At 71.0% G+C, this 24,003-nt stretch carries 24 protein-coding genes; 21 read left to right on the top strand and 3 right to left on the bottom strand.

Annotation, left to right across the window (positions count from 1 at the left end):
- The first annotated feature begins 13 nt into the window (after positions 1-13).
- From ADK64_RS13955 to ADK64_RS13895, 13 genes are all read left to right on the top strand, one after another.
- Positions 14-385 (top strand): FKBP-type peptidyl-prolyl cis-trans isomerase, encoded by a 372-nt coding sequence (locus tag ADK64_RS13955; protein ID WP_053658686.1) that lies wholly within the window; start codon positions 14-16, stop codon positions 383-385.
- 132 nt (positions 386-517) lie between these two features.
- Positions 518-1,495 carry a helix-turn-helix transcriptional regulator gene (locus ADK64_RS13950; protein ID WP_053658684.1) on the top strand — a complete coding sequence of 326 codons (978 nt, stop codon included), beginning with the start codon at positions 518-520 and terminating at the stop codon, positions 1,493-1,495.
- Positions 1,496-1,509: 14 nt separating this feature from the next.
- The gene (locus tag ADK64_RS13945; RefSeq protein WP_053658682.1) at positions 1,510-2,502 is read left to right on the top strand and encodes a helix-turn-helix transcriptional regulator; all 993 of its coding nucleotides are present in this window, start codon (positions 1,510-1,512) and stop codon (positions 2,500-2,502) included.
- 158 nt (positions 2,503-2,660) lie between these two features.
- On the top strand, positions 2,661-2,921 hold the full coding sequence (locus tag ADK64_RS13940; protein WP_053658738.1) for a hypothetical protein: 261 nt from the start codon (positions 2,661-2,663) through the stop codon (positions 2,919-2,921).
- A 42-nt stretch (positions 2,922-2,963) separates the two neighbouring features.
- Positions 2,964-3,158 (top strand): hypothetical protein, encoded by a 195-nt coding sequence (locus tag ADK64_RS13935; RefSeq protein ID WP_053658680.1) that lies wholly within the window; start codon positions 2,964-2,966, stop codon positions 3,156-3,158.
- A gap of 240 nt (positions 3,159-3,398) precedes the next feature.
- On the top strand, positions 3,399-3,689 hold the full coding sequence (tatA, locus tag ADK64_RS13930; RefSeq protein WP_053658678.1) for a Sec-independent protein translocase subunit TatA: 291 nt from the start codon (positions 3,399-3,401) through the stop codon (positions 3,687-3,689).
- 45 nt (positions 3,690-3,734) lie between these two features.
- Positions 3,735-4,682 carry a twin-arginine translocase subunit TatC gene (tatC, locus tag ADK64_RS13925; protein ID WP_199829604.1) on the top strand — a complete coding sequence of 316 codons (948 nt, stop codon included), beginning with the start codon at positions 3,735-3,737 and terminating at the stop codon, positions 4,680-4,682.
- 98 nt (positions 4,683-4,780) lie between these two features.
- Positions 4,781-7,633 (top strand): DEAD/DEAH box helicase, encoded by a 2,853-nt coding sequence (locus ADK64_RS13920; protein WP_053658674.1) that lies wholly within the window; start codon positions 4,781-4,783, stop codon positions 7,631-7,633.
- A gap of 336 nt (positions 7,634-7,969) precedes the next feature.
- Positions 7,970-9,640 carry a sensor histidine kinase gene (locus tag ADK64_RS13915; protein ID WP_199829603.1) on the top strand — a complete coding sequence of 557 codons (1,671 nt, stop codon included), beginning with the start codon at positions 7,970-7,972 and terminating at the stop codon, positions 9,638-9,640.
- Entirely contained in the window at positions 9,637-10,041 is a 405-nt protein-coding gene (locus ADK64_RS13910; protein WP_053658672.1) for a roadblock/LC7 domain-containing protein, read from the top strand. The genes ADK64_RS13915 and ADK64_RS13910 overlap by 4 nt, the downstream gene beginning before the upstream one ends.
- Positions 10,038-10,463, top strand: coding sequence for a DUF742 domain-containing protein (locus ADK64_RS13905; protein WP_053658670.1), 426 nt, complete (start codon positions 10,038-10,040; stop codon positions 10,461-10,463). The genes ADK64_RS13910 and ADK64_RS13905 overlap by 4 nt, the downstream gene beginning before the upstream one ends.
- Positions 10,444-11,064, top strand: coding sequence for a GTP-binding protein (locus ADK64_RS13900; protein WP_053658668.1), 621 nt, complete (start codon positions 10,444-10,446; stop codon positions 11,062-11,064). Before ADK64_RS13905 ends, ADK64_RS13900 begins: the two co-directional genes overlap by 20 nt.
- 46 nt (positions 11,065-11,110) lie before the next feature.
- Positions 11,111-12,598, top strand: coding sequence for a cytochrome P450 (locus ADK64_RS13895; RefSeq protein WP_053658666.1), 1,488 nt, complete (start codon positions 11,111-11,113; stop codon positions 12,596-12,598).
- Positions 12,599-12,717: 119 nt separating this feature from the next.
- Here the strand turns inward: ADK64_RS13895 and ADK64_RS13890 are convergent, their stop codons facing one another.
- Positions 12,718-13,644 carry an RluA family pseudouridine synthase gene (locus ADK64_RS13890; protein WP_053658664.1) on the bottom strand — a complete coding sequence of 309 codons (927 nt, stop codon included), beginning with the start codon at positions 13,642-13,644 and terminating at the stop codon, positions 12,718-12,720.
- A 66-nt stretch (positions 13,645-13,710) separates the two neighbouring features.
- Between ADK64_RS13890 and ADK64_RS13885 the strand changes: the two genes are divergently transcribed.
- The 5 genes from ADK64_RS13885 to ADK64_RS13865 all read left to right on the top strand — a co-directional run bounded on the left by ADK64_RS13885 (position 13,711) and on the right by ADK64_RS13865 (position 17,989).
- Positions 13,711-14,292 (top strand): GNAT family N-acetyltransferase, encoded by a 582-nt coding sequence (locus ADK64_RS13885; protein WP_053658733.1) that lies wholly within the window; start codon positions 13,711-13,713, stop codon positions 14,290-14,292.
- A gap of 131 nt (positions 14,293-14,423) precedes the next feature.
- A complete protein-coding gene (locus tag ADK64_RS13880; protein WP_053658662.1) occupies positions 14,424-15,044 on the top strand; it encodes a PadR family transcriptional regulator in 621 nt (206 codons plus the stop codon).
- 196 nt (positions 15,045-15,240) lie between these two features.
- Positions 15,241-16,242, top strand: coding sequence for an ATP-binding cassette domain-containing protein (locus ADK64_RS13875; protein WP_053658660.1), 1,002 nt, complete (start codon positions 15,241-15,243; stop codon positions 16,240-16,242).
- Positions 16,239-17,015 carry an ABC transporter permease gene (locus ADK64_RS13870; protein ID WP_053658658.1) on the top strand — a complete coding sequence of 259 codons (777 nt, stop codon included), beginning with the start codon at positions 16,239-16,241 and terminating at the stop codon, positions 17,013-17,015. The genes ADK64_RS13875 and ADK64_RS13870 overlap by 4 nt, the downstream gene beginning before the upstream one ends.
- A 29-nt stretch (positions 17,016-17,044) precedes the next feature.
- On the top strand, positions 17,045-17,989 hold the full coding sequence (locus tag ADK64_RS13865) for a 5'-nucleotidase (RefSeq protein ID WP_053658657.1): 945 nt from the start codon (positions 17,045-17,047) through the stop codon (positions 17,987-17,989).
- Between the two features lie 21 nt (positions 17,990-18,010).
- On the opposite strand, the gene ADK64_RS13860 is transcribed toward ADK64_RS13865, so the two are convergent.
- Both ADK64_RS13860 and ADK64_RS13855 read right to left on the bottom strand, forming a co-directional pair.
- The gene (locus tag ADK64_RS13860; RefSeq protein ID WP_053658655.1) at positions 18,011-18,856 is read right to left on the bottom strand and encodes a siderophore-interacting protein; all 846 of its coding nucleotides are present in this window, start codon (positions 18,854-18,856) and stop codon (positions 18,011-18,013) included.
- 113 nt (positions 18,857-18,969) lie between these two features.
- Entirely contained in the window at positions 18,970-19,890 is a 921-nt protein-coding gene (locus tag ADK64_RS13855) for a 5'-3' exonuclease (RefSeq protein ID WP_053658653.1), read from the bottom strand.
- A 217-nt stretch (positions 19,891-20,107) separates the two neighbouring features.
- Here ADK64_RS13855 and ADK64_RS13850 point away from each other — a divergent pair, with 217 nt between their 5' ends.
- From ADK64_RS13850 to ADK64_RS13840, 3 genes are all read left to right on the top strand, one after another.
- On the top strand, positions 20,108-21,184 hold the full coding sequence (locus tag ADK64_RS13850) for a quaternary amine ABC transporter ATP-binding protein (protein ID WP_053658651.1): 1,077 nt from the start codon (positions 20,108-20,110) through the stop codon (positions 21,182-21,184).
- Entirely contained in the window at positions 21,177-22,991 is a 1,815-nt protein-coding gene (locus ADK64_RS13845; RefSeq protein ID WP_053658649.1) for an ABC transporter permease/substrate binding protein, read from the top strand. Before ADK64_RS13850 ends, ADK64_RS13845 begins: the two co-directional genes overlap by 8 nt.
- Positions 22,992-23,408: 417 nt before the next feature.
- Entirely contained in the window at positions 23,409-23,981 is a 573-nt protein-coding gene (locus ADK64_RS13840; RefSeq protein WP_053658647.1) for a helix-turn-helix domain-containing protein, read from the top strand.
- Positions 23,982-24,003: the final 22 nt, after the last annotated feature.

Below are 24,003 nucleotides of genomic sequence, written 5' to 3'. Positions count from 1 at the left end.
AGGAGCTTTTGACGTGAGCATCGAGAAGCCCGAGATCGACTTCCCGGGCGGCGAGCCCCCGAAGGACCTTGAGATCAAGGACATCTGGGAGGGCGACGGCGAGGTCGCGCAGGCCGGCCAGACCGTCACCGTGCACTACGTGGGCGTCACCTTCGAGACGGGTGAGGAGTTCGACGCCAGCTGGAACCGTAACTCCCCGTTCCGTTTCCCGCTGGGCGGCGGCCGGGTCATCAAGGGCTGGGACCAGGGCGTCCAGGGCATGAAGGTCGGTGGCCGTCGCCAGCTGACCATCCCCGCCCACCTCGCCTACGGCGACCAGAGCCCGAGCCCCCTCATCCCGGCGGGCTCGACCCTGATCTTCGTGGTCGACCTGCTCGCCGTCTGATCGCCGGATCCGACCGGACCCGATCATCTGGGGCCCATGCCTGTCCGGGCATGGGCCCTCGGCTTTTGCGGTGGTGCGGGAGAGCGGTACGGTCAGCGGTCGTAAGCACGACAAGGGAGGCGTAGGGCGTCGATGGCCATTGCCAAGGCCGAGCGGTTGATGAACCTCGCGCTGTGTCTCCTCGGGACCCGGCGGCCGCTGAGCAAGCGCGAGCTGCGTGATTCGATCGAGGCGTACGTCGAGGCCGCCAGGCCGGAGAACGGCGCGGCGGGCAGCGACGACTCCTTCAACCGGATGTTCGAGCGGGACAAGGACGACCTGCGCGAGCTGGGCCTGGTCATCGAGACCGTCGAGAACCTCGACGGCGAGGTCGGCTATCTCGCCCGCCGCGACAGCAACCGCCTGCCGCCCATCACCCTGGACGCCGAGGAGGCCGCGGCGCTCGGACTGGCCGCCAAGGTCTGGCAGCAGGCCCGCCTCGCCGGCGCCGCCAGCGGCGCCCTGCAGAAGCTGCGCGCCGCGGGACTGCCCGAGGACGTCGACCCCTATGAGGCGCACAGCGCGCTGGAACCGCGTATCCCGGTGCACGAGGCCGCTTTCGAGCCGCTGATGCTGGCCTGCCGCGACCGGCGCCCGGTCGTCTTCGAGTACCGCAAGGCCACCGCCGCCCGCCCCGAGCCCCGGCACGTCGAGCCGTGGGCCCTGGAGTGCTGGCGCGGGCACTGGTACCTGGCCGGTTTCGACCGCGACCGGGGTGCCGAGCGCGTCTTCCGGCTGTCCCGGATCACCGGCCGCGTCCGCTCGCGCGGTACGGGCTTCACCGCACCCGTGCCCGACGTCGTCACCGTGCGCGAGACCGTCGCGAGCTGGGCGGGCGAGATCGCCGACCGCTCGGCGCTGATCCGGCTGCGCTCCGGCTCCGGTTACCCCCTTCGGGCGAAGGCCACCGAGGTCCGGGAACTCGGCGACGGCTGGGACGAGTTGGAGATTCCGTACGGGCACGGCCTGGACGCCTGGCTGGTCGAGTTCGGGCCGGACGTGGTGGTCCTGGAGCCGGCCGAGCTGCGCGCGGACGTGGTGGACCGGCTGCGTGCCGTGGCCAAGGGCTGAGGGGGAGCAGGACTGTGGCAGGCAAACCGGTCAGGCCCGTGAACGCCATCGACCAGACCCGGCGCATGCTCTCCCTGGTGACCTATCTCAGGGAGCGCCCCGGCGCGCGGATCGCGGACGTCGCCCGCGCCTTCGGCATCACCGAGGACGAGCTGGTCTCCGACCTCGATCTGCTCCCCATGTGCGGCACCAGCTTCCGCGGCGGCGATCTGCTGGACATCGACACCGACGGCGAGCGCATCTGGTGGCACAACCCGGCCGCGCTCGGCGAGGAGGCCGCCGAGCCGCTCCGGCTCGCCGCCGACGAGGCCACGGCCCTGCTGGTGGCCGCCCGAGCGGTCGCCACCCTGCCCGGTCTGCGCGAGGGCGACCGCCAGGCCCTGCTGCGTGCCACCGCCAAGGTGGAGACCGCGGCCGGTGAGGCGGCCGGTGCCAGCGCACGACTGTCGGTGACCTTCGAGTCCGAGGGCGGTGTCTTCGCCGACGTCGACCGGGCGATCTCCGAGCGCCGCCGGCTGTGGATCCGCTACTACTCGCCGGCCCGCGACGAGGTCACCGAGCGCGAGATCGACCCCATCCGCCTGGTCAGCGTCGGACACACCTATGTCGAGGCCTGGTGCCGCCGCTCCGAGGCCCGGCGCACCTTCCGGCTCGACCGGGTCGCCGAGATCAGAATCCTGGACGAGCCGTCCGCGCCGCCCGAGATAGAGCTGCGGGACCTCTCCGAGGCCTTGGTGCAGCCGGCCGCCGAGGACCCGGAGGTCGTGATCGAGGTCGGCCCCGGCGGCCGCTGGGTCGCCGAGTACTACCCGCACGACAGCGCCGATGAGCTTCCCGACGGCGGGCTGCGTATCACTCTGCGCACCCCCGAACCGGCCTCCCTGCGCCGGCTGGCGCTGCGGCTCGGCGGCGACGGCCGGATCGTCTCCCCGCCCGAGCTGGCCGACAGTGCCCGCCGCGCGGCCCGGGAGGCGCTGGCGGCGTACGACATGCCTGCATCGGCATGAGGCAGCGCTCCCAGGGGCGCGGGGCCGTGCCCGGCGTGCGGCTCCACCGCGTGGGCGCGACGCGGCGTAACCCTCGGAGCGCCGTGAGCCCTGACGGAGAACGACCAGGAAAAGGAGCGAGGGCTGTGAGCGAGTCTCCGGTGTCCGGTGCGGGTGAGATGACGGTGGCGGCCGCCTTCGCCGGGATGAAGAGAGTGGCTCCCGTGATGTTCAAGGCGGGCTGCCCGGACTGCCGCGGCCGCTTCGAACTCGCCGCCGGCGCGCTGCGTCTCGCCATCGGCGCCAGCAGCCGTACGACGTTCTACTCCTTCACCTGCCCCGACTGCGGCACCGCCGTGCGCAAGCCCGCCGGGGAGCGCATCGTCGAGCTGCTCACCGGCGGCGGGGTCAGAACCCTGAGGCTGCACTCCACGGTGTAGGCGGTAGCGGGGCACGGGCGCGGACGCACTAGTCTCGAGGTCATGTTCTGGCCGATGTTCGCGGTAGCGCTGGGTTTTCTGGGTCTCGCTGTCCTGGGGGTGCTGGCCGTCCGGGTCTTCCTGGAGGCGCGGCGCCTCGGACAGCAGGTCACCGACTCCGCGCGCCGTATCAACAGGGCGGCCGAGGATCTGGAGCGGGCGGCCGTGAGCACGGCCAAGGCCGTGGACGCCCTGTGACCGCGTTATGTCATGCGCTTTGGGTCACTTCGCCCTGTCACCTTGCCGGTCCGGCCAGGTACGCTGCTGGTCGCGGCCCGAAGTACGAGGCGCGGTCCGCAGAGGGAGCGGGAAGTACGCACGGGGATTGTTCTACGTTCATCCCCGGGCGATACGATCGCTGCCAGCACGATGGTCAGACGTTTGTCCGACCGGTCGGACATGCCCCGCCGCCCCGCCTCAGTGAGAAGGTGAAGACTTATGTTCCGCAACGCACTTGAGCCGTGGCACCTGGTGCTCCTGGTTCTCGTGATCGTCCTCGTGTTCGGCTCCAAGAAGCTTCCGGACATGGCGCGCTCGCTCGGCAAGTCCGCGCGCATCCTGAAGAGCGAGGCCAAGGCGATGAAGGACGAGGGCAAGCAGTCCACCACCTCCGCCCAGGCCCAGCCCGCCGAGGAGCAGAGCCCGGCTCAGCGCACGATCCAGGCCTCGCCCGGCGACGTGACCAGCTCCCGGCCGGTCAACGAGCCGACGGACACGACCCAGCGCTGAGGCGAGGACCGGGCCCCGGTCCGCTGCACGAGATGAGGATGTGGGTTGCCCAAGTCTGCCCGCGAGAAGGAGAGAGATCCCGAGGGGCGTATGCCACTCGCGGATCACTTGCGTGAGCTGCGCAACCGGCTCGCGAAGGGTGTCCTGGCGATCGTCATCGTGACGATCGTGGCGGCCTTCTTCTACAAAGACATCATCAATGTCATCACCAGGCCGCTGCTCGACTCGGTGGGCTGTTCGCAGTCCTTCGAGCAACTGGCGAAGGCATCGTCGAAGCAGAAGACCTGCGCGCACATCACCATCAGCGGTCTGCTGACGCCGTTCACGCTGGCGCTGAAGACTTCGCTGATGGCCGGTGTCGTGCTGGCCGCGCCGGTGTGGCTCTACCAGCTGTGGGCGTTCGTCGCGCCGGGCCTGCACCGGCACGAGAAGAAGTACGCCTACGCGTTCGTCGGGTTCGGCTTCCCTCTCTTCATCGGTGGCGGCTACCTCGGCTTCAGGGTGCTGCCCGAGACCGCGAAGGCGCTGCTCCACTTCTCCCCCGCCGGGGTCGACAACCTGCTGCCGCTGGACGGCCTGCTCGACCTGGTCACGCGCATGATCCTGGTGTTCGGTCTCGCCTTCGAGATGCCGCTGCTGCTGGTCATGCTGAACCTCACCGGCATCCTGTCCGGCAAGCGGATGCTCAGCTGGTGGCGCGCCATGATCGTCGGCATCACGGCGTTCGCCGCCGTGGCCACGCCCAGCACCGACCCGCTCACGATGCTGGCCCTGGCCGCGCCGATCTGGGTTCTGTACTTCGTCGCGGTGGCCGTCTCGCTGTTCGTCGACCGGCGCCGGGCCCGCCGTGCGGACGACGGACTCTCGGACGACGAGGCCTCCCGGCTGGACCTCACACCCGAGGAGATCGACGAGGTGGAAGCGGTGACCGCGAGCACCGCCCCCGAGCCGTCCGGCACCGACCGGGTCAACGGCTACGACGACGTGACCTGACCTTCACACGCACGGAGCTGCCACGCGCTGCCCCCGGCCCGGATGACTTCCCCGGGCCGGGGGCAGCCGTCTTTGTCGATCAGCCCACGTTCCGGATAATGATCGTCCTGTTGTCAGTGGGGCCCGGTACGCTCGAAAGCACGATGACAGAGGACCTCTCACCGGCCGAGCGGTACGCGGCAGCCCGCAGGCGGGCAGCCGAGCAGGCCACCGCGCTCGCACCCTTCCGCGAGATGTACGACTTCGGCCTCGATCCCTTCCAGATCGAGGCCTGCGAGGCACTCGAGACGGGGAAGGGCGTGCTGGTGGCCGCCCCCACCGGCTCGGGCAAGACGATCGTCGGCGAGTTCGCCGTCCACCTCGCCCTCCAGCAGGGCAAGAAGTGCTTCTACACGACACCCATCAAGGCGCTGTCGAACCAGAAGTACGCCGACCTGTGCCGCCGCTACGGCACCGACAAGGTCGGCCTGCTCACCGGCGACAACAGCGTGAACTCCGAGGCCCCGGTGGTCGTGATGACCACCGAGGTCCTGCGGAACATGCTGTACGCGGGCTCCCAGACCCTCCTGGGCCTCGGCTACGTGGTCATGGACGAGGTGCACTACCTCTCCGACCGCTTCCGCGGCGCCGTCTGGGAAGAGGTGATCATCCACCTGCCCGAATCGGTGACACTGGTGTCACTGTCGGCGACCGTCTCCAACGCCGAGGAGTTCGGCGACTGGCTGGACACCGTCCGCGGTGACACCGAGGTGATCGTCTCCGAGCACCGGCCCGTGCCGCTGTTCCAGCACGTGCTCGCCGGGCGCCGGATGTACGACCTGTTCGAGGAGGGCGAGGGCCACAAGAAGGCCGTCAACCCCGACCTCGCCCGCCTCGCCCGGATGGAGGCCACCAGACCGTCGTACCAGGACCGTCGCCGCGGCCGGGCGATGCGCGAGGCCGACCGGGAGCGCGAGCGCAGACAGCGCTCGCGCGTGTGGACCCCGGGCCGCCCCGAGGTCATCGAGCGCCTGGACGCCGAGGGCCTGCTGCCCGCCATCACCTTCATCTTCAGCCGCGCCGCCTGCGAGGCCGCCGTCCAGCAGTGCCTGTACGCGGGCCTCAGGCTCAACGACGAGGAGGCGCGCGGGCAGGTCCGTGCCCTGGTCGAGGAGCGCACCGCCTCCATCCCGTCGGAGGACCTCCACGTCCTCGGCTACTACGAGTGGCTGGAGGGCCTGGAGCGCGGTATCGCCGCCCACCACGCGGGCATGCTGCCGACCTTCAAGGAGGTCGTGGAGGAGCTGTTCGTGCGTGGCCTGGTCAAGGCCGTCTTCGCGACCGAGACCCTCGCCCTCGGCATCAACATGCCCGCTCGCTCGGTGGTGCTGGAGAAGCTCGTCAAGTGGAACGGCGAGCAGCACGCCGACATCACGCCCGGTGAGTACACGCAGCTGACGGGGCGTGCGGGGCGGCGCGGGATCGATGTCGAGGGTCATGCCGTGGTGCTGTGGCAGCGCGGGATGAGCCCCGAGCACCTGGCCGGCCTCGCGGGCACCCGCACATACCCGCTGCGCTCCAGCTTCAAGCCGTCGTACAACATGGCGGTCAACCTGGTCGAGCAGTTCGGCCGGCACCGCTCGCGCGAACTGCTGGAGACCTCCTTCGCGCAGTTCCAGGCCGACAAGTCGGTCGTCGGGATCACCCGCCAGGTGCAGCGCAACGAGGAGGGCCTCGAGGGCTACCAGGAGTCCATGACCTGCCACCTCGGCGACTTCGAGGAGTACGCGCGGCTGCGCCGTGAGCTGAAGGACCGCGAGACCGAGCTGGCCCGGCAGGGCGCGAACCAGCGGCGCGCGGAGGCCGCAGTCGCCCTGGAGAAGCTGAAGCCGGGCGACGTCATCCACGTGCCCACCGGCAAGTACGCGGGCCTCGCCCTGGTCCTCGACCCGGGGCTGCCGGCCGGCCGCTCCAACGGCCACCGTGGCTTCGACCAGCACGACGGGCCGCGCCCGCTGGTGCTGACCGCCGAACGGCAGGTCAAGCGGCTGGCGTCGATCGACTTCCCGGTGCCGGTCGAGCCGCTCGACCGGATGCGGATCCCGAAGAGCTTCAACCCGCGCTCTCCGCAGTCCCGCCGGGACCTCGCCTCGGCGCTGCGCACCAAGGCCGGGCACATCCCGCCGGAGCGGGCCCGCAAGAAGCGCTCGCAGGCCGCCGACGACCGTGAGATCGCCCGGCTGCGCACGGCGATCCGCGCGCACCCCTGTCATGGCTGCAATGACCGTGAGGACCACGCCCGTTGGGCCGAGCGGTACCACCGGCTGCTGCGTGACACCTCCCAGCTGGAACGCCGGATCGAGGGACGCACGAACACCATCGCGCGGACCTTCGACCGGATCGTGGCCCTGCTGACCGAGCTGGACTATCTGCGCGGTGACGAGGTCACCGAACACGGCAAGCGCCTCGCCCGGCTCTACGGCGAACTCGACCTGCTGGCCAGCGAATGCCTGCGCGCGGGTGTCTGGGAGGACCTCGGCCCGGCCGAACTCGCCGCGTGCGTCTCGGCGTTGGTGTACGAGGCGCGGGTCAGCGACGACGCACTGGCGCCGAAGCTGCCCTCCGGCAAGGCGAAGGCCGCGCTGGGGGAGATGGTCCGGATCTGGGGCCGGCTCGACGCCCTGGAGGAGGACTTCCGGATCAACCAGACGGAGGGCGTCGGACAGCGCGAGCCGGATCTGGGGTTCGCCTGGGCCGCGTACATGTGGGCTTCCGGTACGGGGCTCGACGAGGTGCTGCGCGAGGCGGAGATGCCGGCGGGGGACTTCGTACGGTGGTGCAAGCAGGTGATCGATGTGCTGGGGCAGATCTCCGCGGCGTCTCCTGCACAGGGCTCGACCGTGGGGAAGGCCGCGCGTAAGGCCGTGGACCAGTTGCTGCGGGGTGTGGTCGCCTACTCGTCCGTGGGGTAAGCACGTCCTGCTCGTCCACCGAAGGGGTCGCATCTGCGGCCCCTTCACTCGTTACGGTGAGTTGCCTTCGCATGGCCATATGCCGTTACCGCACGTGTTCGAATGAGAGCCCAGCGTGTAAATGGGGCCGAGCGTACTCCTGTCGCGGGGGCGATTTCAGGTGGACGCGGAATATGACACGGCGATGATCCGGTCGGACTAAGCTCGCCCGCGGCGCACCGAGTTGAGGTGAATTCGTGCGCCTGTTCCCAAACATGAGATAGATCCCAACAGTTCTATGAACCTTCCCCCCACAAGCTCCCCCGACACCCAGCCGATTCGTCTCAGAAGGCATCCATGGTGAGTGTTCAGAAGCCTCCCGGTCGCCGTGAACGTCCCTATGCGCGCGTGCTGTTGCCGCCGGCCATATTGATGGCCGCCGCGACCGGGGCGGCGGCCGCCCTGGCGCCGGTGTCCGCCCGGATCGCCGTAGCTGCGGTCGGGGCCCTCGCCCTGCTCCTGGTCCTCGCCACGGGGGCGGAAGCCGCCCGTCGCGGCCGCAGGCTCCGCGAGGAACAGGACGAGCACGCCCGTCACGCGGCGTATCTGGAACACCGGATCGCCGCCCAGGACGAACTGATCGACAAGTTCGCCACCGACATCATCCCCACCGGCCTGCTGCGGCTGCGCGCCGGAGAACCGCTCCGGGACGTCCTGACCAACGTCTACGACGCCGACCCCGAGCTGCGCGCCCTGCCCGACATGTACCGCGAGATGTTCCGGGTCGCGCTGCGCGGTGCCGACCACGAGATCTCGATGCGTGACGCCACCGAGCGCTCCTTCGTGACCATCGCGCGCCGCGTCCAGGCCATCGTCCACCAGCAGTCCAACGAACTGCGGGAGATGGAGGAGGACCACGGCCGCAACCCCGAGGTCTTCGACGACCTGCTGCGCATCGACCACGGCACCTCGCTGATCGGCCGCCTCGCCGACACCATCGCCGTCCTCGGCGGCGGTCGGCCGGGCCGCCAGTGGCCCCTGCCGGTCTCCCTGTACAGCACGCTGCGCGGTGCCATGTCGCGCATCCTGGAGTACCGCCGCATCGATCTGAACTCCATCGTCAACATCAACATCAAGGGCACCGCGGTCGAGCCGGTCATCCACGCCGCCGCCGAACTCCTCGACAACGCCACCCGCTACTCGCCGCCCTCGACCAAGGTGCACGTCACGGCCGCCGAGGTGCAGGCCGGCATCGCCATCGAGATCGAGGACGCCGGCGTCAGCCTCAACGAGGAGTCCCGCGCCCGCATCGAGCAGATGATCGAGGACGCCAAGGCGGGAGACGACGCGCACAACCTCGGCGAGAACCCGCGCCTCGGCCTCGCCGTCGTCGGCCGGCTGTGCAAGTTCTTCAACATGGAGGTCTCGCTGCGCGCCTCCGCCTACGGCGGCGTCCGCGCGATCCTCATCGTGCCCCGGGTGATGACCACCACCGAGCCCGGCGTGGGTGCCGCCCACGGCATCGGTGCCACCGGCGCGCCGGTCGCCGCGCTCGGCGCCGTCGAGGGCCCCAAGCGTCCGCCGAAGAGGCGCCGTCCCACCAGCCCCAAGATCCCCGCCGGGATCACCATGGAGGACGACGTACCGGAGGTCACCGAGTGGACGGCGGGCGGCCTGCCGCAGCGCCGCAGCCGGGTGAAGACCCCGCTCAGCCAGCGGTACGCCGAACAGGCCGCCATCGAGCGGGCCGAGCGCGAGGGCAAGCCCACCATCTGGTCGCAGGCCAAGCCCGAACCGAAGCCCGAGCCCGAGATGGACCCCGAACGCAAGAAGCTCATCGAGCGGCCCCCGGGCATGTGGATGGAGGACTTCTGGGGCGGCCTGAGGAAGGGCATGCCCGAGGACGCCACCGCGGCCGAACTGACCGACTTCACGCTGAACCCGACCAAGTACCTGCACCTGCTTAACGATTCGGCCGACCCCGCCGAGGGCGCCATCGAGGCCGACGACGAGGGGGACCTCAAGTGATCCAGCAGCGCGGCAACTTCGACTGGATGCTCAAGCAGCTGAACGACGGCGTACCCGGCATCGAGATGATCGTGGTCCTCTCCGCCGACGGCCTGCGCATCGCCCGCTACGGCGGCGACCCCGACGCGGCCGACCGCGTGGCCGCCGCCTGCGCGGGCGTGCAGAGCCTGGCCGGGGCCATCATCCAGGAGATCCCCGGCGCCGGTGACATGAAGGTCGTCGTCTTCGAGATCGAGGGCGGCTACTTCTACCTCATGAACGCCGGCGCCAACGCCTTCCTCGCCGTACTCGCCGACGTGACCTGCGAGCCGGGCCGGATGAGCGGCATGATGCGCGACCTCGTCGTCCGGATCGGCGCCCATCTCACCAGTCCGCCCCGGCGGAACGGGCAGACCGTATGACTCCTCCACGACGCAAACGGCGTGAACCGAAACCGGCGCCACCACCGCCGCCTCCGCCGCCGTCCGCGCCCAAGACGGCGGGCGGCGAGCCCGAGCCCAAGAACCCCGAACGGCTGTACACGGTCGCCGGATCCGAGGACGGTGTCCGCGCCGAACTCGACCTCGTGACGTTAATCGTGGCGCGCTCCGCACCCCAGCCGGGCGCCTCACCGGAACAGGCGGCTGTGCTGCGACTGTGCGGCGCCCCCCTGTCCGTGGCCGAACTGTCGGCTTATCTGAGCTTGCCGTTCAGCGCGATGACCGTGCTGATCACCGAGCTGATCACGGCCGAACTGGTGCAGGCGCGCGCCCCGATCGTCCGCCAGGCGCTCCCCGACCGTTCACTTCTCGAAGCGGTGATGCATGGACTTCAACGGCTCTGACACCATCCCCGGCCCCCGCACCGAGGATCATCTGCCGCACACGGCGCAGGCCGCGGTCAAGATCGTGATCGTCGGCGGCTTCGGCGTCGGCAAGACCACCATGGTCGGTTCCGTCAGCGAGATCAGGCCGCTGACCACCGAGGAGACGATGACCCAGGCCGGCATCGGCGTGGACGACAACTACGGCTCCGAATCGAAGACGGCCACGACCGTGGCCATGGACTTCGGCCGCATCAGCATCACCGACAAGCTGGTGCTCTATCTGTTCGGCACGCCCGGCCAGGAGCGTTTCTGGTTCCTGTGGAACGGCCTGTTCGAAGGCGCGCTCGGCGCGGTCGTCCTGGTCGACACCCGGCGTCTGGAGGTCAGCTTCGACGTCATGGGCCGGCTGGAGGAACGCGGCGTCCCTTTCGTCGTCGCCGTCAACTCCTTCCCGGACGCGCCCCGTTACCCGACCGAGGAACTGCGCACCGCGCTGGACCTGGCCCCGGAGATCCCGATCCTCGACTGCGACGTACGCCGGCGGGCCTCCAGCAAGGAGGTGCTGATGACCCTGATGCGCTTCCTGCACTCCATCGCCCTGTCCGGCGCGCTCACCTGACCGCCGCCGACCCGACTCCCACACTTTTTCGTTCCGGAGCGACACCGTGACGTCTGAAACCCCCTCCATGACCGGCACCGACCCCACCCGCGTCCCGCCGCCGGGCTGCCCCGCGCACGGCCCCGGCCCCGGCGGGCTGCACCGGCTCTACGGCCCCGACGCCGAGGACCTGGGCGGCCTCTACGAACGCCTGCGGGCGGAGCACGGCCACGTGGCGCCCGCGCTGCTCCACGAGGACGTACCGATGTGGGTCGTCCTCGGGCACGCCGAGAACCTCCATCTGGTCCGCAGCCCCTCCCTGTACACCCGCGACAGCCGGATCTGGACCCCGCTGGCGGAGGGCAGGGTCAAGCCCGACCACCCGCTCATGCCGCACATCGCCTGGCAGCCGATCTGCTCGCATGCCGAGGGCGACGAGCACCAGCGGCTGCGCGCGGCGGTCACCGCGGCCATGGCCACCATCGACCACCGCAGCATGCGCCGGCACATCGGCCGCTACACCCAGGGCCTGGTCAACAGCTTCTGCGAACGCGGCCGGGCCGATCTGGTCTCCCAGTTCGCCGAGCATCTGCCCATGGCCGTCATGTGCGAGATCCTCGGCATGTCCGAGGAGTACAACGACCGCATGGTGCAGGCCGCCCGGGACGCCCTGAAGGGCACCGAGACCGCCATCCAGAGCCACACCTACGTCATGGACGCGCTGAGCCGGCTCACCACCCGGCGCCGCGCCCGGCCCGAGGACGACTTCACCAGCCACCTCGTCACCCACCCGGCCGGACTCACCGACGACGAAGTCCGCGAACACCTGCGGCTCGTCCTCTTCGCGGCCTACGAGGCCACCGCGAACCTCCTCGCCAACGCGCTGCGCATGGTCCTGACCGAGCCGGGCTTCCGCGCCCAGCTCAACGGCGGCCAGATGACGGTGCCGGAGGCGATCGAGCAGTCCCTGTGGGACGAGCCGCCGTTCAGCACCGTCTTCGGCTACTTCGCCAAGCAGGACACCGAGCTGGGCGGGCAGCGCATCCGCAAGGGCGACGGCCTGCTCTTCGCGCCCGCGCCGGGCAACCTCGACCCGCGGATCCGCCCGGACCTGTCCGCGAACATGCAGGGCAACCGCTCGCATCTCGCCTTCGGCGGCGGCCCGCACGAGTGTCCCGGCCAGGACATCGGCCGCGCCATCGCCGACGTCGGCGTGGACGCGCTGCTGATGCGGCTGCCCGACGTCCAGCTCGCATGCCCGGAGGAGGACCTGCGCTGGCGGTCGTCCATCGCCTCCCGGCATCTGGTGGCCCTGCCCGTGCGCTTCGAGCCGAAGCCGCAGCAGGACGTCGACCTTCCGCCGCGGCCCATGGCGATGGCGGCGCACCACTCCGGCTGGCAGGTCGGCACCCGGCGGACGGAGCCGGCTCCGGCGGCCGCGCCCCGGCCCGCCGTTCCGCGCCCCGCCGCGCCCGAGCCGGCGCCCGCGGCGCCTGAGCCGGTTCGGCCGCGAGGGGTCTGGCAGCGGTTGCTGCGGTGGTGGCGGGGGGAGTAGCGCTCCGCACCGCGGGGAGTGCCGTGAGGGGCCCGTCGCGCGTGTGCGGGTCCGTCGTCGCTGCTCGCCCGCGCGGCGGCAGCCGCGGGTCCGCCGCGGCCCCGCGCCCCTTCGGGCCGCTAGAGCGCCCAGGACTGGAGCACGCGCTCGCTGACGAACGCGTGCTCCACGCCCGTGACCGGATCGGTGAACTCCAGCCGCCGTGCGAGCAGTTGCAGCGGTCCCCGGAAGTCGTCGGCCGGGACCGGGTCGGTCACCTCCGGGTAGAGTGGGTCGCCGAGGATGGGTACGCCGAGCGCGTTGAGGTGCACGCGCAGCTGGTGCGTCTGCCCGGTCGCCGGGAGCAGCCGGTAGCGGCCCAACTCGCCCCGGTGCGCGGCCAGTTCCACATAGGTCTCGGCGTTCGGCTCGCCCTCGACCTCGTGGGCGGCATGCACCCCGCGCTCCTTCACGATCCGGCTGCGTACGGTCCGGGGCAGGTCCAGCGCGGGGTCGTACGGCGCGACGGCCTCGTACTCCTTGCGCACCCGCCGGTCCTGGAACAGATTCTGGTACGCGCCGCGCTCCTCGGGCCGTACGGTGAACAGCACCAGCCCCGCCGTCAGCCGGTCCAGGCGGTGCGCGGCGGTCAGCGTCGGGACGTCCAGTTCGCGGCGCAGGCGGGCCAGCGCGGTCTCCGTGACATGTGTGCCGCGCGGCGTCGTGGCGAGGAAGTGCGGCTTGTCGGCCACCACGATGTGCGCGTCCCGGTACACCACCTCCACCGGGAACGGCACCGGCACCTCGGCGGGCAGCTCGCGGTGGAACCACACGAACATCCCCGGCTCGTACGGCGCGTCCGGTGCCACCGCCCGGCCGTCGGCTCCGACGATCAGTCCGGCGCCGAGCATGCCGTCGATCGTCCCGGGACCGGCCCCCGTGAGCCGTTCCACCAGATACTCCCGCACAGTGGCCCACGCCCCGGCGTGCGGCAGCCGGACCCGCACGGGGTCCACCCCGTCGCGCTGGGGGAGCGGGGCGGGCGGCGGCGGGGTGCGACGTCTCATCGGGGTCAAGGGTACGAGGCGGAAAAGGGCGGGACGGCCGCCCGTGCGGTCGGCAGGATGTGGATCATGCCGTATCTCAACAGCCCGGTCGTGCCGGCCGGAACCCTCGCCCGTACCGCCCAGCCCGCCCTTCCCGCCGATGGCGGCCTGCTGCTGCGCCCCTGGCGGTCGCAGGACGCGCCCGCCGTCCACGCTGCCTTCCAGGACCCGGTGATGCACCAATGGCACATCAAGTCCTGTGACTCCGAGGAGGAGGCCGCCGGCTGGATCGCCCAGTGGCGGAGGGGGTGGGAGCGTGAGCGCGAGGCCCAGTGGGCCGTCGTGGACGCCGGGAGCGACGAGCTGCTGGGCCGGGTCGCCCTGCGCGAGATCCTGCTCGGTGACGGCTGCGCCGAGGTCGCGTACTGGACGGTGGCGCGAGCGCGCGGCCGGGGTGTCGCGGTGCGGGCCACCACCGCCCTGTCCCGGTGGGCGTTCGAGGAGATCGGCATCCACCGCCTCGAACTCTCCCACGCCACCGCCAACGAGGCGTCCTGCCGGGTGGCGGAGAAGGCCGGTTTCGCCGCGGAGGGCACCAGGCGCAGCGCCCTTCTGCACCCCGACGGCTGGCACGACATGCATCTGCACGCGCGCGTGCGCGGCGACTGAGCCGCGGCCGTTGCCGCCCGTGCGCCTCGCCGCACTTGCGAGACCGATCAAGACGCGATACATCGCGGATTGACGCAAGACGACAGACGCGATATGTTCGGTCACGGATATTCGGAAGCGAGGTGAACGTCATGGCCGCGAAACGGCGCAAGCTCGGCAACCCGCTGGCGCTCGCGGTGCTGGCGACCCTCTGGCAGAAGCCCATGCACCCGTACGAGATCGCCCAGACCCTGCGCCGCCAGGGCAAGGACAGCAGTACGAAGATCAACTACGGCTCGCTCTACACCGTCGTGCAGAACCTCCAGAAGCACGGCCTGGTCGAGGTGACCGACGTCGAGCGGCAGGGCAACCGCCCCGAGCGCACGGTGTACGGACTCACCGACGCCGGTCGTGAGGAGCTGACCGAGTGGATGTCGGACCTGATGGCCGTCCCGGTCAAGGAGTTCCCGATCTTCGAGACCGCCCTGTCCGTCATGGGGGTCCTGCACCCCGACGAGGTGGTGCGGCTGCTGGAAGAGCGGCTGAACACCCTTGAGGTGCAGGTCGCCAGTGGCCGCGGCGCCCTGGAGAAGCTGTACGAGACCCTCCCGCGGCTCTTCCTCGTGGAGACGGAGTACCAGCTCCACATGGTCCAGGCGCAGGCGGAGTGGGTCCGTGGCTTCCTGGCGGAGGTCAGGGAGGGCACACTGCCCGGCGTGGACATGTGGCGGCGTTACCACGAGACGGGGGAGCTGCCGGCCGAATTCCAGTGAACCCGCCGAGGTTCCTGTGAACCCGGTGAGAAGAACGACCCCGGCAGCGCTGTTGCAGCAGCTCCGCCGGGGTCTCGAACCCCGAAACGGACCCGCCGTGCGGCGGCTCCGGGCGATCGAGGTGCGGCACACCCAGGATAGCCCGGCGCCCTGCACGCGGATCTTCCACATCCGCTCACCCAGGAGAGCTGTCGTCATGAACACCCGTGCGCCCGCAGTCGAGGCGCGCCAACTGATCAAGACCTATCCCGGCGATGTCACCGCGCTCAACGGCATGGACATCACCGTGGCACCGGGTACCGTCTTCGGACTCCTCGGCCCCAACGGCGCCGGCAAGTCCACCACCGTCAAGATCCTCACCACCCTGGCCCGCCCCGACTCCGGCACCGCCACCGTCGCCGGGCACGACGTGCTGCGCCACCCCGACCGGGTGCGCCGCGCGATCGGCGTGGTCGCCCAGCAGTCCGGGGCCGACCCGGTCGCGACGGGCCGGGAGAACCTGCAACTCCAGGGCAGGCTCTACGGGGTGCGCGGCGGCGCGCTCGAGGGCCGGGTGGACGAGCTGCTGGAGCGGTTCGCCCTCGCCGATGCCGCCCGCCGCCCGGTCAAGGGCTACTCGGGCGGTATGCGGCGCCGCCTGGACGTGGCCCTCGGGCTGGTGCACCGGCCCGAGGTGCTCTTCCTGGACGAGCCGACCACCGGACTGGACCCCGAGGCGCGGGCCGCGATGTGGGAGGAGATCGGCCGGCTGGCCGGCGAGGAGGGGCTGACGATCCTGCTCACCACGCACTATCTGGAGGAGGCCGACCGGCTCGCCGAGCGCATCGCGATCGTCGACCGCGGCCGGATCGTGGTCGAGGGCACCCCGGACGCCCTCAAGGGCGAACTGCGCGGTGACGCCGTGCACATGGAACTGCGCGAGCCGGTCGGCGAGGCCGGCCGCACCCTGCTCACCTCCGGTCTCGCCGCGCTGCCCGGCGTGCACGAGGCGCTGTGCGAGGGACGCCGGATCAGTGTGCGCGCCGACGACGGCGCGGCCACGGTGCCCGCCCTGCTCGCCACGCTGGACCGGGCCGGGGTCACCGTCGCCTCGGTCACCGTCGCCCGGCCCTCGCTGGACGACGTCTACCTCCGTCACGCCGGCCGCCGGTACGCCGAGGTCGAGGCCGACACCGTGCTCGTGGGGGGTGTGCGATGAGCGGTGCCGTCGCCCAGACCTGGTACATGACACAGCGTCAGCTGCGGGTGTTCGCCCGGCAGCCCGCCTACGCCATCATCACCCTGATCCAGCCGGTGATCTGGCTGTTCCTGTTCGGCAGCCTTTTCAGGAAGGTCGTCGAACTGGGCGGCTTCGGCACCACCTCGTATCTGGACTATCTGGTGCCGGGCGTGGTCGTGATGAGCGCCCTCGGCTCCAACATGTGGGCCGGAATGGGCACGCTGGAGGAGATCCAGCGCGGTACCCTCGACCGCTTCCTGACCACCCCGGTCAGCCGGGCCGCGCTGATGAACGGCAACGTCGTCAACAACGGCCTGGTCACCGCGTTCCAGTCGGTGGTCATCGTGCTGCTGGGCCTGCTCGGCGGCGCGGACTACCCCGGTGGCATCGGCGGCATCGCGATCCTCGTCCTGGCCGCCGTCCTGCTCGGCACGGTCTTCGGGGCGCTGTCCAACGCGCTCGGCATGCTCGTGCGCGAACGGGAGTCCATCATCGGCATCAACACCTTCCTGCTGCTGCCGCTGACCTTCCTCTCCAGCGCCTTCATGGCACCCGCGCAGATGCCCGGCTGGATGCGGCACGTCGCCGACTTCAACCCGCTCAACTGGGCCATGGTGGCGGGCCGTTCGGCACTGTCCGAGCACCCCGACTGGGGGGACGTGCTCAGCCGCGGTGGCGCGCTGCTGGCCCTGGCGGTCGCTGCGGTGTGGCTGTCGATCCGCACCTTCCGCTCCTACCAGCGGTCGGTGTGAGAGAGCCTGCCGGTGTGAAGATGTAGGGCATGCCGCCCTACGACCTTGCGAGCCGACTCGTCGTCGGCGTGGCCTCCAGTGCCCTGTTCGATCTGCGGGAGTCGGACGCCGTCTTCCGCGAGCAGGGCCAGGAGGCCTACCGGGCCTACCAGGAAGCGCACGTGGACCACACGCTCCGGCCCGGAGTCGCGTTCGCGTTCATCCGCAGACTGCTGTCGCTGAACGACCTCGGCGAGCCGGACGATCCGCTCGTCGAGGTCATCATCCTGTCCCGCAACGACCCCGACACGGGCCTGAGGGTCATGCGGTCGATCCAGGCCCATGAACTGCCCATCAGCCGGGCCGTGTTCCTGCAGGGCAGGTCGCCGTACGCGTTCGTCGCCGCACTGGACATGTCCCTGTTCCTGTCCGCGAACGGCGACGACGTGCGCGAGGCGGTCGCCGCAGGGCTGCCGGCCGGGCAGGTGCTCGGCTCGTCGTACGCGGACGACCTCGCCGACCGGGAGCTGCGGATCGCGTTCGACTTCGACGGGGTGCTGGCCGACGATGCCGCCGAGCAGGTGTACCAGTCCGGCGGTCTGGAGGAGTTCCGCGCCCACGAGGCCCGGCACGCGGCCACCCCGCACGACCCCGGACCGCTGCGCGACTTCCTCGCCGGCGTGAACCGGATACAGCGCCGGGAGGAGGAACGGCGCGCGACGGACCCGGGCCACCCGAGCCGGGTGCACGTCTCCATCGTGACCGCGCGCGCCGCGCCGGCCCACGAGAGGGCCGTACGGAGCCTCCAGCAGTGGGGTCTGCGGGTCAACGGCGCCTTCTTCCTCGGCGGCATCGAGAAGGGCGCGGTCCTGAAGGTGCTCGGACCGCACATCTTCTTCGACGACCAGGTGACCCACCTGGAGAGCGCGGCGCGGACGACGCCCTGTGTGCACATCCCCTTCGGCAAGATCAACGAGACGGCGCCCGGAGACTGACCGGCGAGGCGGCCCAGGCGCTCACGCGGCCGCCGCGCCGGTCTCCTGCTCGGCCTCGATACGGGCGTTCCAGTCCTGCTTGGAGGCCTGCCAGCCGTCCTCGTTGTGGCCCAGGCGCCAGTAACCGGAGATCGACAGGTCCTCGCGCGGGATCTGCCGCTCGACCCGCAGCAGCCGGCGCAGCTCCTTCACGAAGCCCGCCTCGCCGTGCACGAACGCGTGCACCCGGCCCGCCGGGAAGTCCAGCCCGCGTACGGCCTCCAGCAGGGCCTCGCCCACCGGCCGGTCCCCGCGGTGCAGCCAGACCACCGCCGCGTCGGAGCCGATCTTCTGCTCCTCCTCGGGGCCGGACACCTCGACGAAGACGTGCGCGCGGGAATCGGCGGGCAGCGCCTCCACGGACCGGGCGATCGCGGGCAGCGCGCTCTCGTCCCCGGCGAACAGGTGCCAGTCGGCCTCCGGGTCGGGGGCGTAGGCGCCGCCGGGGCCCATGAAGAGGACCGTCTCGCCGGGCCGCACCCGCGTGGCCCACGGGCCGGCCAGGCCCTCGTCGCCGTGGATGACGAAGTCCAGCGTCATCTCCCGCTGCCCGGGGTCCCAGGCGCGCACGGTGTACGTCCGGGTCACCGGCCACTGCTCGCGGGGGAACTCCTCGCGGATCCGCTCCAGGTCGAACGGCTCCGGGTAACTCACGCCCTCGGGGCCGAAAAGCAGCTTCACGTAGTGGTCGGTGCAGGTGTCCGCCGCGAAGTCGGCCAGGCCCTCGCCGCCGAGCACCACACGCTGCATGTGCGGGGTCAGCCGCTCGGTGCGGACCACCTGGGCGGTACGGGGCTTGCGCGGCTTACGTCCCGGGCGCTCTGCCATCACGGCCTCCTGCGAATTGGTTAGGTTTACCTAAGTTAGCATCTCGCTCCGCGTCAACACCTCTTTCTGGTGGGCCCGATCGGCGGGTCTTTGCCGGAATATTCCGGTCAAGGTCATCCGGCCAGCGTGGTCAGCAGCCGGTGCAGGGAGCCGCCCAGCCCCCAGCGCTCCGCGAGCCGCTCCAGCGCCTGCGGATCGCGCGGGGTGCGCGGCAGGTCCGGGTCGACGTCCGGCAGCGGCACGTCGGCGGCCACCCGCACCACCTTCGGCGCCACCGCCACATACGGCCGGGCCTCGTCCAGCCGCTTGCGCTGCGACGGCGTGAGCTTCGCCTTCGGGTCGTCGAGCGCCGCCATGATCCCGGCCAGGTCGCCGAACTCGGCCAGCAGCTTGGCGGCCGTCTTCTCGCCGATCCCGGCCACGCCCGGCAGACCGTCGCTCGGGTCGCCGCGCAACAGCGCCAGATCCGCGTACCCTCGCCCGTCGACGCCGTACTTCTCGCGCAGCACCGCCTCGTCGGTCAGCTGCAGCGTGCCGACCCCCTTCAGCGGATACAGCACCCGGATCCCGCGCGCGTCGTCCACCAGCTGGTACAGATCACGGTCGCCGGTGACGATGTCCACCGGGCCCTTCGCGCGCGCCGTGAACGTGCCGATCACGTCGTCCGCCTCGTACGCGGCGACCCCGACCCGGGCGATGCCGACCGCGTCCAGCACGTCCTCGATGACCGGCACCTGCGGGGCCAGCGTGTCCGGCACCTCCTCCGCGTCCGGCGCGCCCTCGTGCTCCTCGGCGACCCGGTGCGCCTTGTACGTGGGAATGAGGTCCACCCGCCACTGCGGCCGCCAGTCGGCGTCCATACAGGCCACCAGCTGCTGCGGCCGGTGGTCCTTGACCAGCCGGTCGATGAAGTCCAGCAGCCCGCGCACGGCGTTCACCGGCGTGCCGTCGGGGGCCCTCACGGAGTCCGGGACGCCGAAGTAGGCGCGGAAATACAGCGAAGCGGTGTCGAGCAGCATGAGTTGTCCGGTCACGCTCGCATCATGCCGCACGGCACTGACAGCCGGCCGTCACCCGGCGGCCCTCACGCCGGAACGCGTTGCGGTGTGCGCACCGCCGTGAGCCGGGCCACTTGTGTGTTTGCCTCCGCTTGACCTGGGCAGGCGCCGCCTCGGAGCGATGCCGGTTGCGATTTCAACAGTCTGCGGGGCGTCGCGTCCCCATTTCCTGTCCCCCAGACGAGAGGCACGCGTGTCAGCCAGGCTTGAGGCGGAGCACCTGTTCAAGGTGTTCGGCAGACGACCGGACGAAGCAGTGGAACGCCTGCGGCAGGGCGCCGACCGGGAGGAGCTGCGCTCCGACGGCACGACCGCCGCCGTGATCGACGCCTCCTTCGGCGTCGGCGAGGGCGAGATCTTCGTCGTCATGGGTCTGTCGGGCTCCGGCAAGTCCACCCTGCTGCGCATGCTCAACGGTCTGCTGGAGCCGACCGCGGGCAGTGTGCGCTTCGACGGCCAGGACCTGACCACGCTCACCGACCGTGAACTGCGCGAGGTCCGCTCCCGGAAGATCAGCATGGTCTTCCAGCACTTCGCGCTCTTCCCGCACCGCAGCGTCCGCGACAACGCCGCCTACGGCCTGGAAGTGCAGGGCGTGCCCCGCGCCGAGCGCGAACGCCGCGCCGACGAGGCGCTCGCCCTGTGCGGCCTGGCCGGCTGGGAGACCTCCTGGCCCGACGAGCTGTCCGGCGGCATGCAGCAGCGCGTCGGCCTCGCCCGCGCCCTCGCCACCGACGCCGACCTGCTGCTCATGGACGAGTCCTTCAGCGCGCTGGACCCGCTGATCCGCCGCGACATGCAGGACCAGCTCCTCGAACTCCAGAAGACCCTGAAGAAGACCATCGTCTTCATCACCCACGACCTCAACGAGGCCATGCGTCTCGGCGACCGCATCGCCGTGATGCGCGACGGCCGGATCGTGCAGACCGGCACCGCCGAGGACATCCTGCTGCGCCCCGCGAACGACTACGTCGCCTCCTTCATCCAGGACGTCGACCGCTCCCGGGTGCTGACCGCCGCCGCGGTGATGGACACCTCGGTGACGAGCGATGCCCCTCTGTGCGGCTGCGAGACCGCGACCCGCGGGACGCCGTTCGTGGAACTGTGCGCGATCAGCGCCCGGCTGGGACACCGCGTCTCGGTCGTGGACGAGGCCAACAGGGTCGTCGGTGTCGTGCCCAGGCAGCGGCTGGTCGGCTTCCTCGGCGACGAGACGGCCGATCCCGTGTCCTGCGACAACCCGGACGGGAAGGTGATCGGTCGTGCCTAGAATCCCGCTCGGCGACTGGGTCGACTCCGGCGTCAACTGGCTGGTCGACCACTTCTCCTGGCTCTTCGACGCCATCAAGGCGGTCATGGAGGGCATGTACAACGGCATCGACACGGTGCTCGCCGCCCCCGAGCCGCTGCTGATGGCCGGCATCCTCGCGGTCATCGCCTGGTGGCTGCGCGGCCTGCTCGCCGGTGTCCTCGCCTTCGCCGGATTCGCGCTGGTCGACTCGCTCCAGCTGTGGGACCAGGCCATGTCCACGCTCGCCCTCGTTCTCGTGGCGACCGTGATCGCGCTGGTGATCTCGGTCCCGCTGGGCATCTGGGCCGCCCGCTCCAAGGCGGTCAGCGCGACCGTACGGCCCGTCCTGGACCTGCTCCAGACGATGCCGTCGATGGTCCTGCTGATCCCGGCCATGCTCTTCTTCGGACTCGGCACCGCCGCCGGTGTCGTCGCCACGCTGATCTTCGCGCTCGCCCCCGGCGTCCGCATGACCGAGCTGGGCATCCGCCAGGTCGACGCCGAACTGGTCGAGGCCGCCGAGGCGTTCGGCACCACTCCGCGCAACACGCTCTGGCGCGTCCAGCTGCCGCTCGCCCTGCCGACCATCATGGCCGGCGTCAACCAGGTGATCATGCTCGGCCTGTCCATGGTCGTCATCGCCGGCATGGTCGGCACCGGCGGCCTCGGCGGCGCCGTGAACGAGGCCATCGGCCAGCTCGACATCGGCTACGGCTTCGAGGCGGGCGTCGGCATCGTCGTCCTCGCCATCTACCTCGACCGGATGACCGGCGCCCTCGGCACCCAGCTCTCCCCGCTCGGCCGCAGGGCCGCCGCCAAGGCCCGCACGCGCGCGTGGTCGTACCGCCCGCGTCCGGCCGTCGCCGTCGTCGGCGTGGTCGTCCTGGCACTCGTCGCGGGCGGCATGGGTGTCTTCGGCGGGTCCTCCGGCGACTCCGAGGCCTCCGGCACCGACGTCGGCAAGGGCAAGCAGATCAAGATCGGCTACATCCCCTGGGACGAGGGCGTCGCCTCGACGTTCCTCTGGAAGGAGATCCTGGAGGAGCGCGGCTTCAAGGTCACCACCACCCAGTACGCGGCCGGCCCCCTCTACACCGGTCTCGCCACCGGCCAGCTCGACTTCGAGACCGACTCCTGGCTGCCCACGACGCACGCCGAGTACTGGAAGAAGTACGGCAAGCAGCTCGACGACCTCGGCAAGTGGTACGGCCCGACCTCCCTGGAGCTGACCGTCCCCTCGTACGTGAAGGACGTGAACTCCCTGGCGGACCTGAAGGACCACGCCTCCGAGTTCGGCGGCAAGATCGTCGGCATCGAGCCCAGCGCGGGCGAGATGGGCCTGCTCAAGAGCAAGGTCCTCAAGGAGTACGGTCTCCAGGGCACGTACGACGTGATCGACGGCTCCACCCCGGCCATGCTCGCCGAGCTGCAGCGCGCCTACGCCAAGAAGCAGCCGGTCCTCGTCACCCTGTGGTCGCCGCACTGGGCCTACAGCGACTACGACCTCAAGAGGCTGAAGGACCCCAAGGGCGCCTGGGGCTCGGGCGACGGGGTGCACACCCTCAGCCGCAAGGGCTTCGCCCAGGACAACCCCCAGGTCGGCACCTGGCTGAAGGACTTCTCCATGACCGAGAAGCAGCTGACCGGTCTGGAGGCGCAGATCCAGAAGGCCGGCAAGGGCAAGGAACAGGACGCCGTGCGCACCTGGCTGCGCGCGAACCCGGGCCTGGTCGACCAGTGGGCTCCGGTCGCCAAGCAGAAGGGCCGGAGCCAGGCGGCCGGGTGACCCGACCGGTCCCGACCGCCGCCCGAGGGGCGGGCCCGCCGTACGCCGCCGCGCGTCCGGCTCGGTCCGCCCCTCGCGGCGTCCGGACCCCGCGCGACCGTCCGCGTCGTGCGCCCGCGCGTACGGCAAGGATCCGGCCAATCACGGAACGTCGCGCTCCTCGGCGCGGGCCGGGGCTCGCGGCCCAGCTCGTCGGCGGGGTCCGGCCCGGCGCCGACACCACTTCGGACAGGGCCCCGACCGCGACATACTGGCGTGAACCATGAGGGTGGGGACACGGGGACATGACAGGGATGTGGCAGGCGCGTGAAACGGTTTGCCGAACATGCGTAGGGTGCAGAGAAGTCATCGGAAGACATGTGCCCGACCGCGGGCACCCGGACCACGGCACGACGAGCGAGGGAGGGAGCCGGAGCGATGGGCGACCACAAAGACCAACAGCCCGTGCGGGTGGGCGCGGCCGTCCGGCGGCGCCGCCGTGCGCTGGAACTGACCCTCGCCGTCGTGGCCGAGCGCAGCGGCCTGTCCGTGCCCTTCCTCAGCCAGGTCGAGAACGACCGGGCCCGCCCCAGCCGCACCTCCCTGGAGAAACTGGCCGACGCCCTGCGCACCACGGCCGTCGAACTCCTCGCCGCCGCCGACCCGGCCGCCAGCGTGGACGTCCTGCGCGCCGAGCCGCTCGCCGAGGGCGACTTCGAGCCGCGCACCCGCTCGCTGGTCCGCGGCCACCACCAGCTGAACGCCTCCGAGTTCACCGGCGACCACGAGGCCGGCCGCGAGTTCCAGCACCGCAACGACGAGCTGATGTACGTCGCCGACGGCGCCGTCGAGATCGAGGCGGAGGGCCGCGCGTACCGCCTCGGCCGCGGCGACACCCTGTATCTGACCGGTGGGGTACGGCACCGCTGGCGGGCGACGGTACCGGACACCCGGGTCATCGTGGTGGCGGTGGCGGAACACATCGAGGCCGTCCAGGACCGGGCCCGCTGAGAGTCGGGCGGGAGGAGGTCCG

The organism is Streptomyces sp. MMG1121 (assembly GCF_001280015.1).
In the GTDB taxonomy this organism is placed as follows: domain Bacteria; phylum Actinomycetota; class Actinomycetes; order Streptomycetales; family Streptomycetaceae; genus Streptomyces.
This window is presented reverse-complemented; position numbering and strand designations above follow the sequence as displayed.

What these genes read in the sequence shown, in the direction of transcription:
- tatA (WP_053658678.1), top strand. Translation starts at nt 3,399, where the DNA reads ATGTTCCGCAACGCACTTGAGCCGTGGCACCTGGTGCTCCTGGTTCTC.
- ADK64_RS13865 (WP_053658657.1), top strand. Translation starts at nt 17,045, where the DNA reads ATGCCGCCCTACGACCTTGCGAGCCGACTCGTCGTCGGCGTGGCCTCC.
- ADK64_RS13875 (WP_053658660.1), top strand. Translation starts at nt 15,241, where the DNA reads ATGAACACCCGTGCGCCCGCAGTCGAGGCGCGCCAACTGATCAAGACC.
- ADK64_RS13920 (WP_053658674.1), top strand. Translation starts at nt 4,781, where the DNA reads ATGATCGTCCTGTTGTCAGTGGGGCCCGGTACGCTCGAAAGCACGATG.
- ADK64_RS13900 (WP_053658668.1), top strand. Translation starts at nt 10,444, where the DNA reads ATGGACTTCAACGGCTCTGACACCATCCCCGGCCCCCGCACCGAGGAT.
- ADK64_RS13940 (WP_053658738.1), top strand. Translation starts at nt 2,661, where the DNA reads ATGACGGTGGCGGCCGCCTTCGCCGGGATGAAGAGAGTGGCTCCCGTG.
- ADK64_RS13890 (WP_053658664.1), bottom strand. Translation starts at nt 13,644, where the DNA reads ATGAGACGTCGCACCCCGCCGCCGCCCGCCCCGCTCCCCCAGCGCGAC.
- ADK64_RS13885 (WP_053658733.1), top strand. Translation starts at nt 13,711, where the DNA reads ATGCCGTATCTCAACAGCCCGGTCGTGCCGGCCGGAACCCTCGCCCGT.
- ADK64_RS13915 (WP_199829603.1), top strand. Translation starts at nt 7,970, where the DNA reads ATGGTGAGTGTTCAGAAGCCTCCCGGTCGCCGTGAACGTCCCTATGCG.
- ADK64_RS13935 (WP_053658680.1), top strand. Translation starts at nt 2,964, where the DNA reads ATGTTCTGGCCGATGTTCGCGGTAGCGCTGGGTTTTCTGGGTCTCGCT.
- ADK64_RS13880 (WP_053658662.1), top strand. Translation starts at nt 14,424, where the DNA reads ATGGCCGCGAAACGGCGCAAGCTCGGCAACCCGCTGGCGCTCGCGGTG.
- ADK64_RS13840 (WP_053658647.1), top strand. Translation starts at nt 23,409, where the DNA reads ATGGGCGACCACAAAGACCAACAGCCCGTGCGGGTGGGCGCGGCCGTC.
- ADK64_RS13905 (WP_053658670.1), top strand. Translation starts at nt 10,038, where the DNA reads ATGACTCCTCCACGACGCAAACGGCGTGAACCGAAACCGGCGCCACCA.
- ADK64_RS13950 (WP_053658684.1), top strand. Translation starts at nt 518, where the DNA reads ATGGCCATTGCCAAGGCCGAGCGGTTGATGAACCTCGCGCTGTGTCTC.
- ADK64_RS13870 (WP_053658658.1), top strand. Translation starts at nt 16,239, where the DNA reads ATGAGCGGTGCCGTCGCCCAGACCTGGTACATGACACAGCGTCAGCTG.
- ADK64_RS13860 (WP_053658655.1), bottom strand. Translation starts at nt 18,856, where the DNA reads ATGGCAGAGCGCCCGGGACGTAAGCCGCGCAAGCCCCGTACCGCCCAG.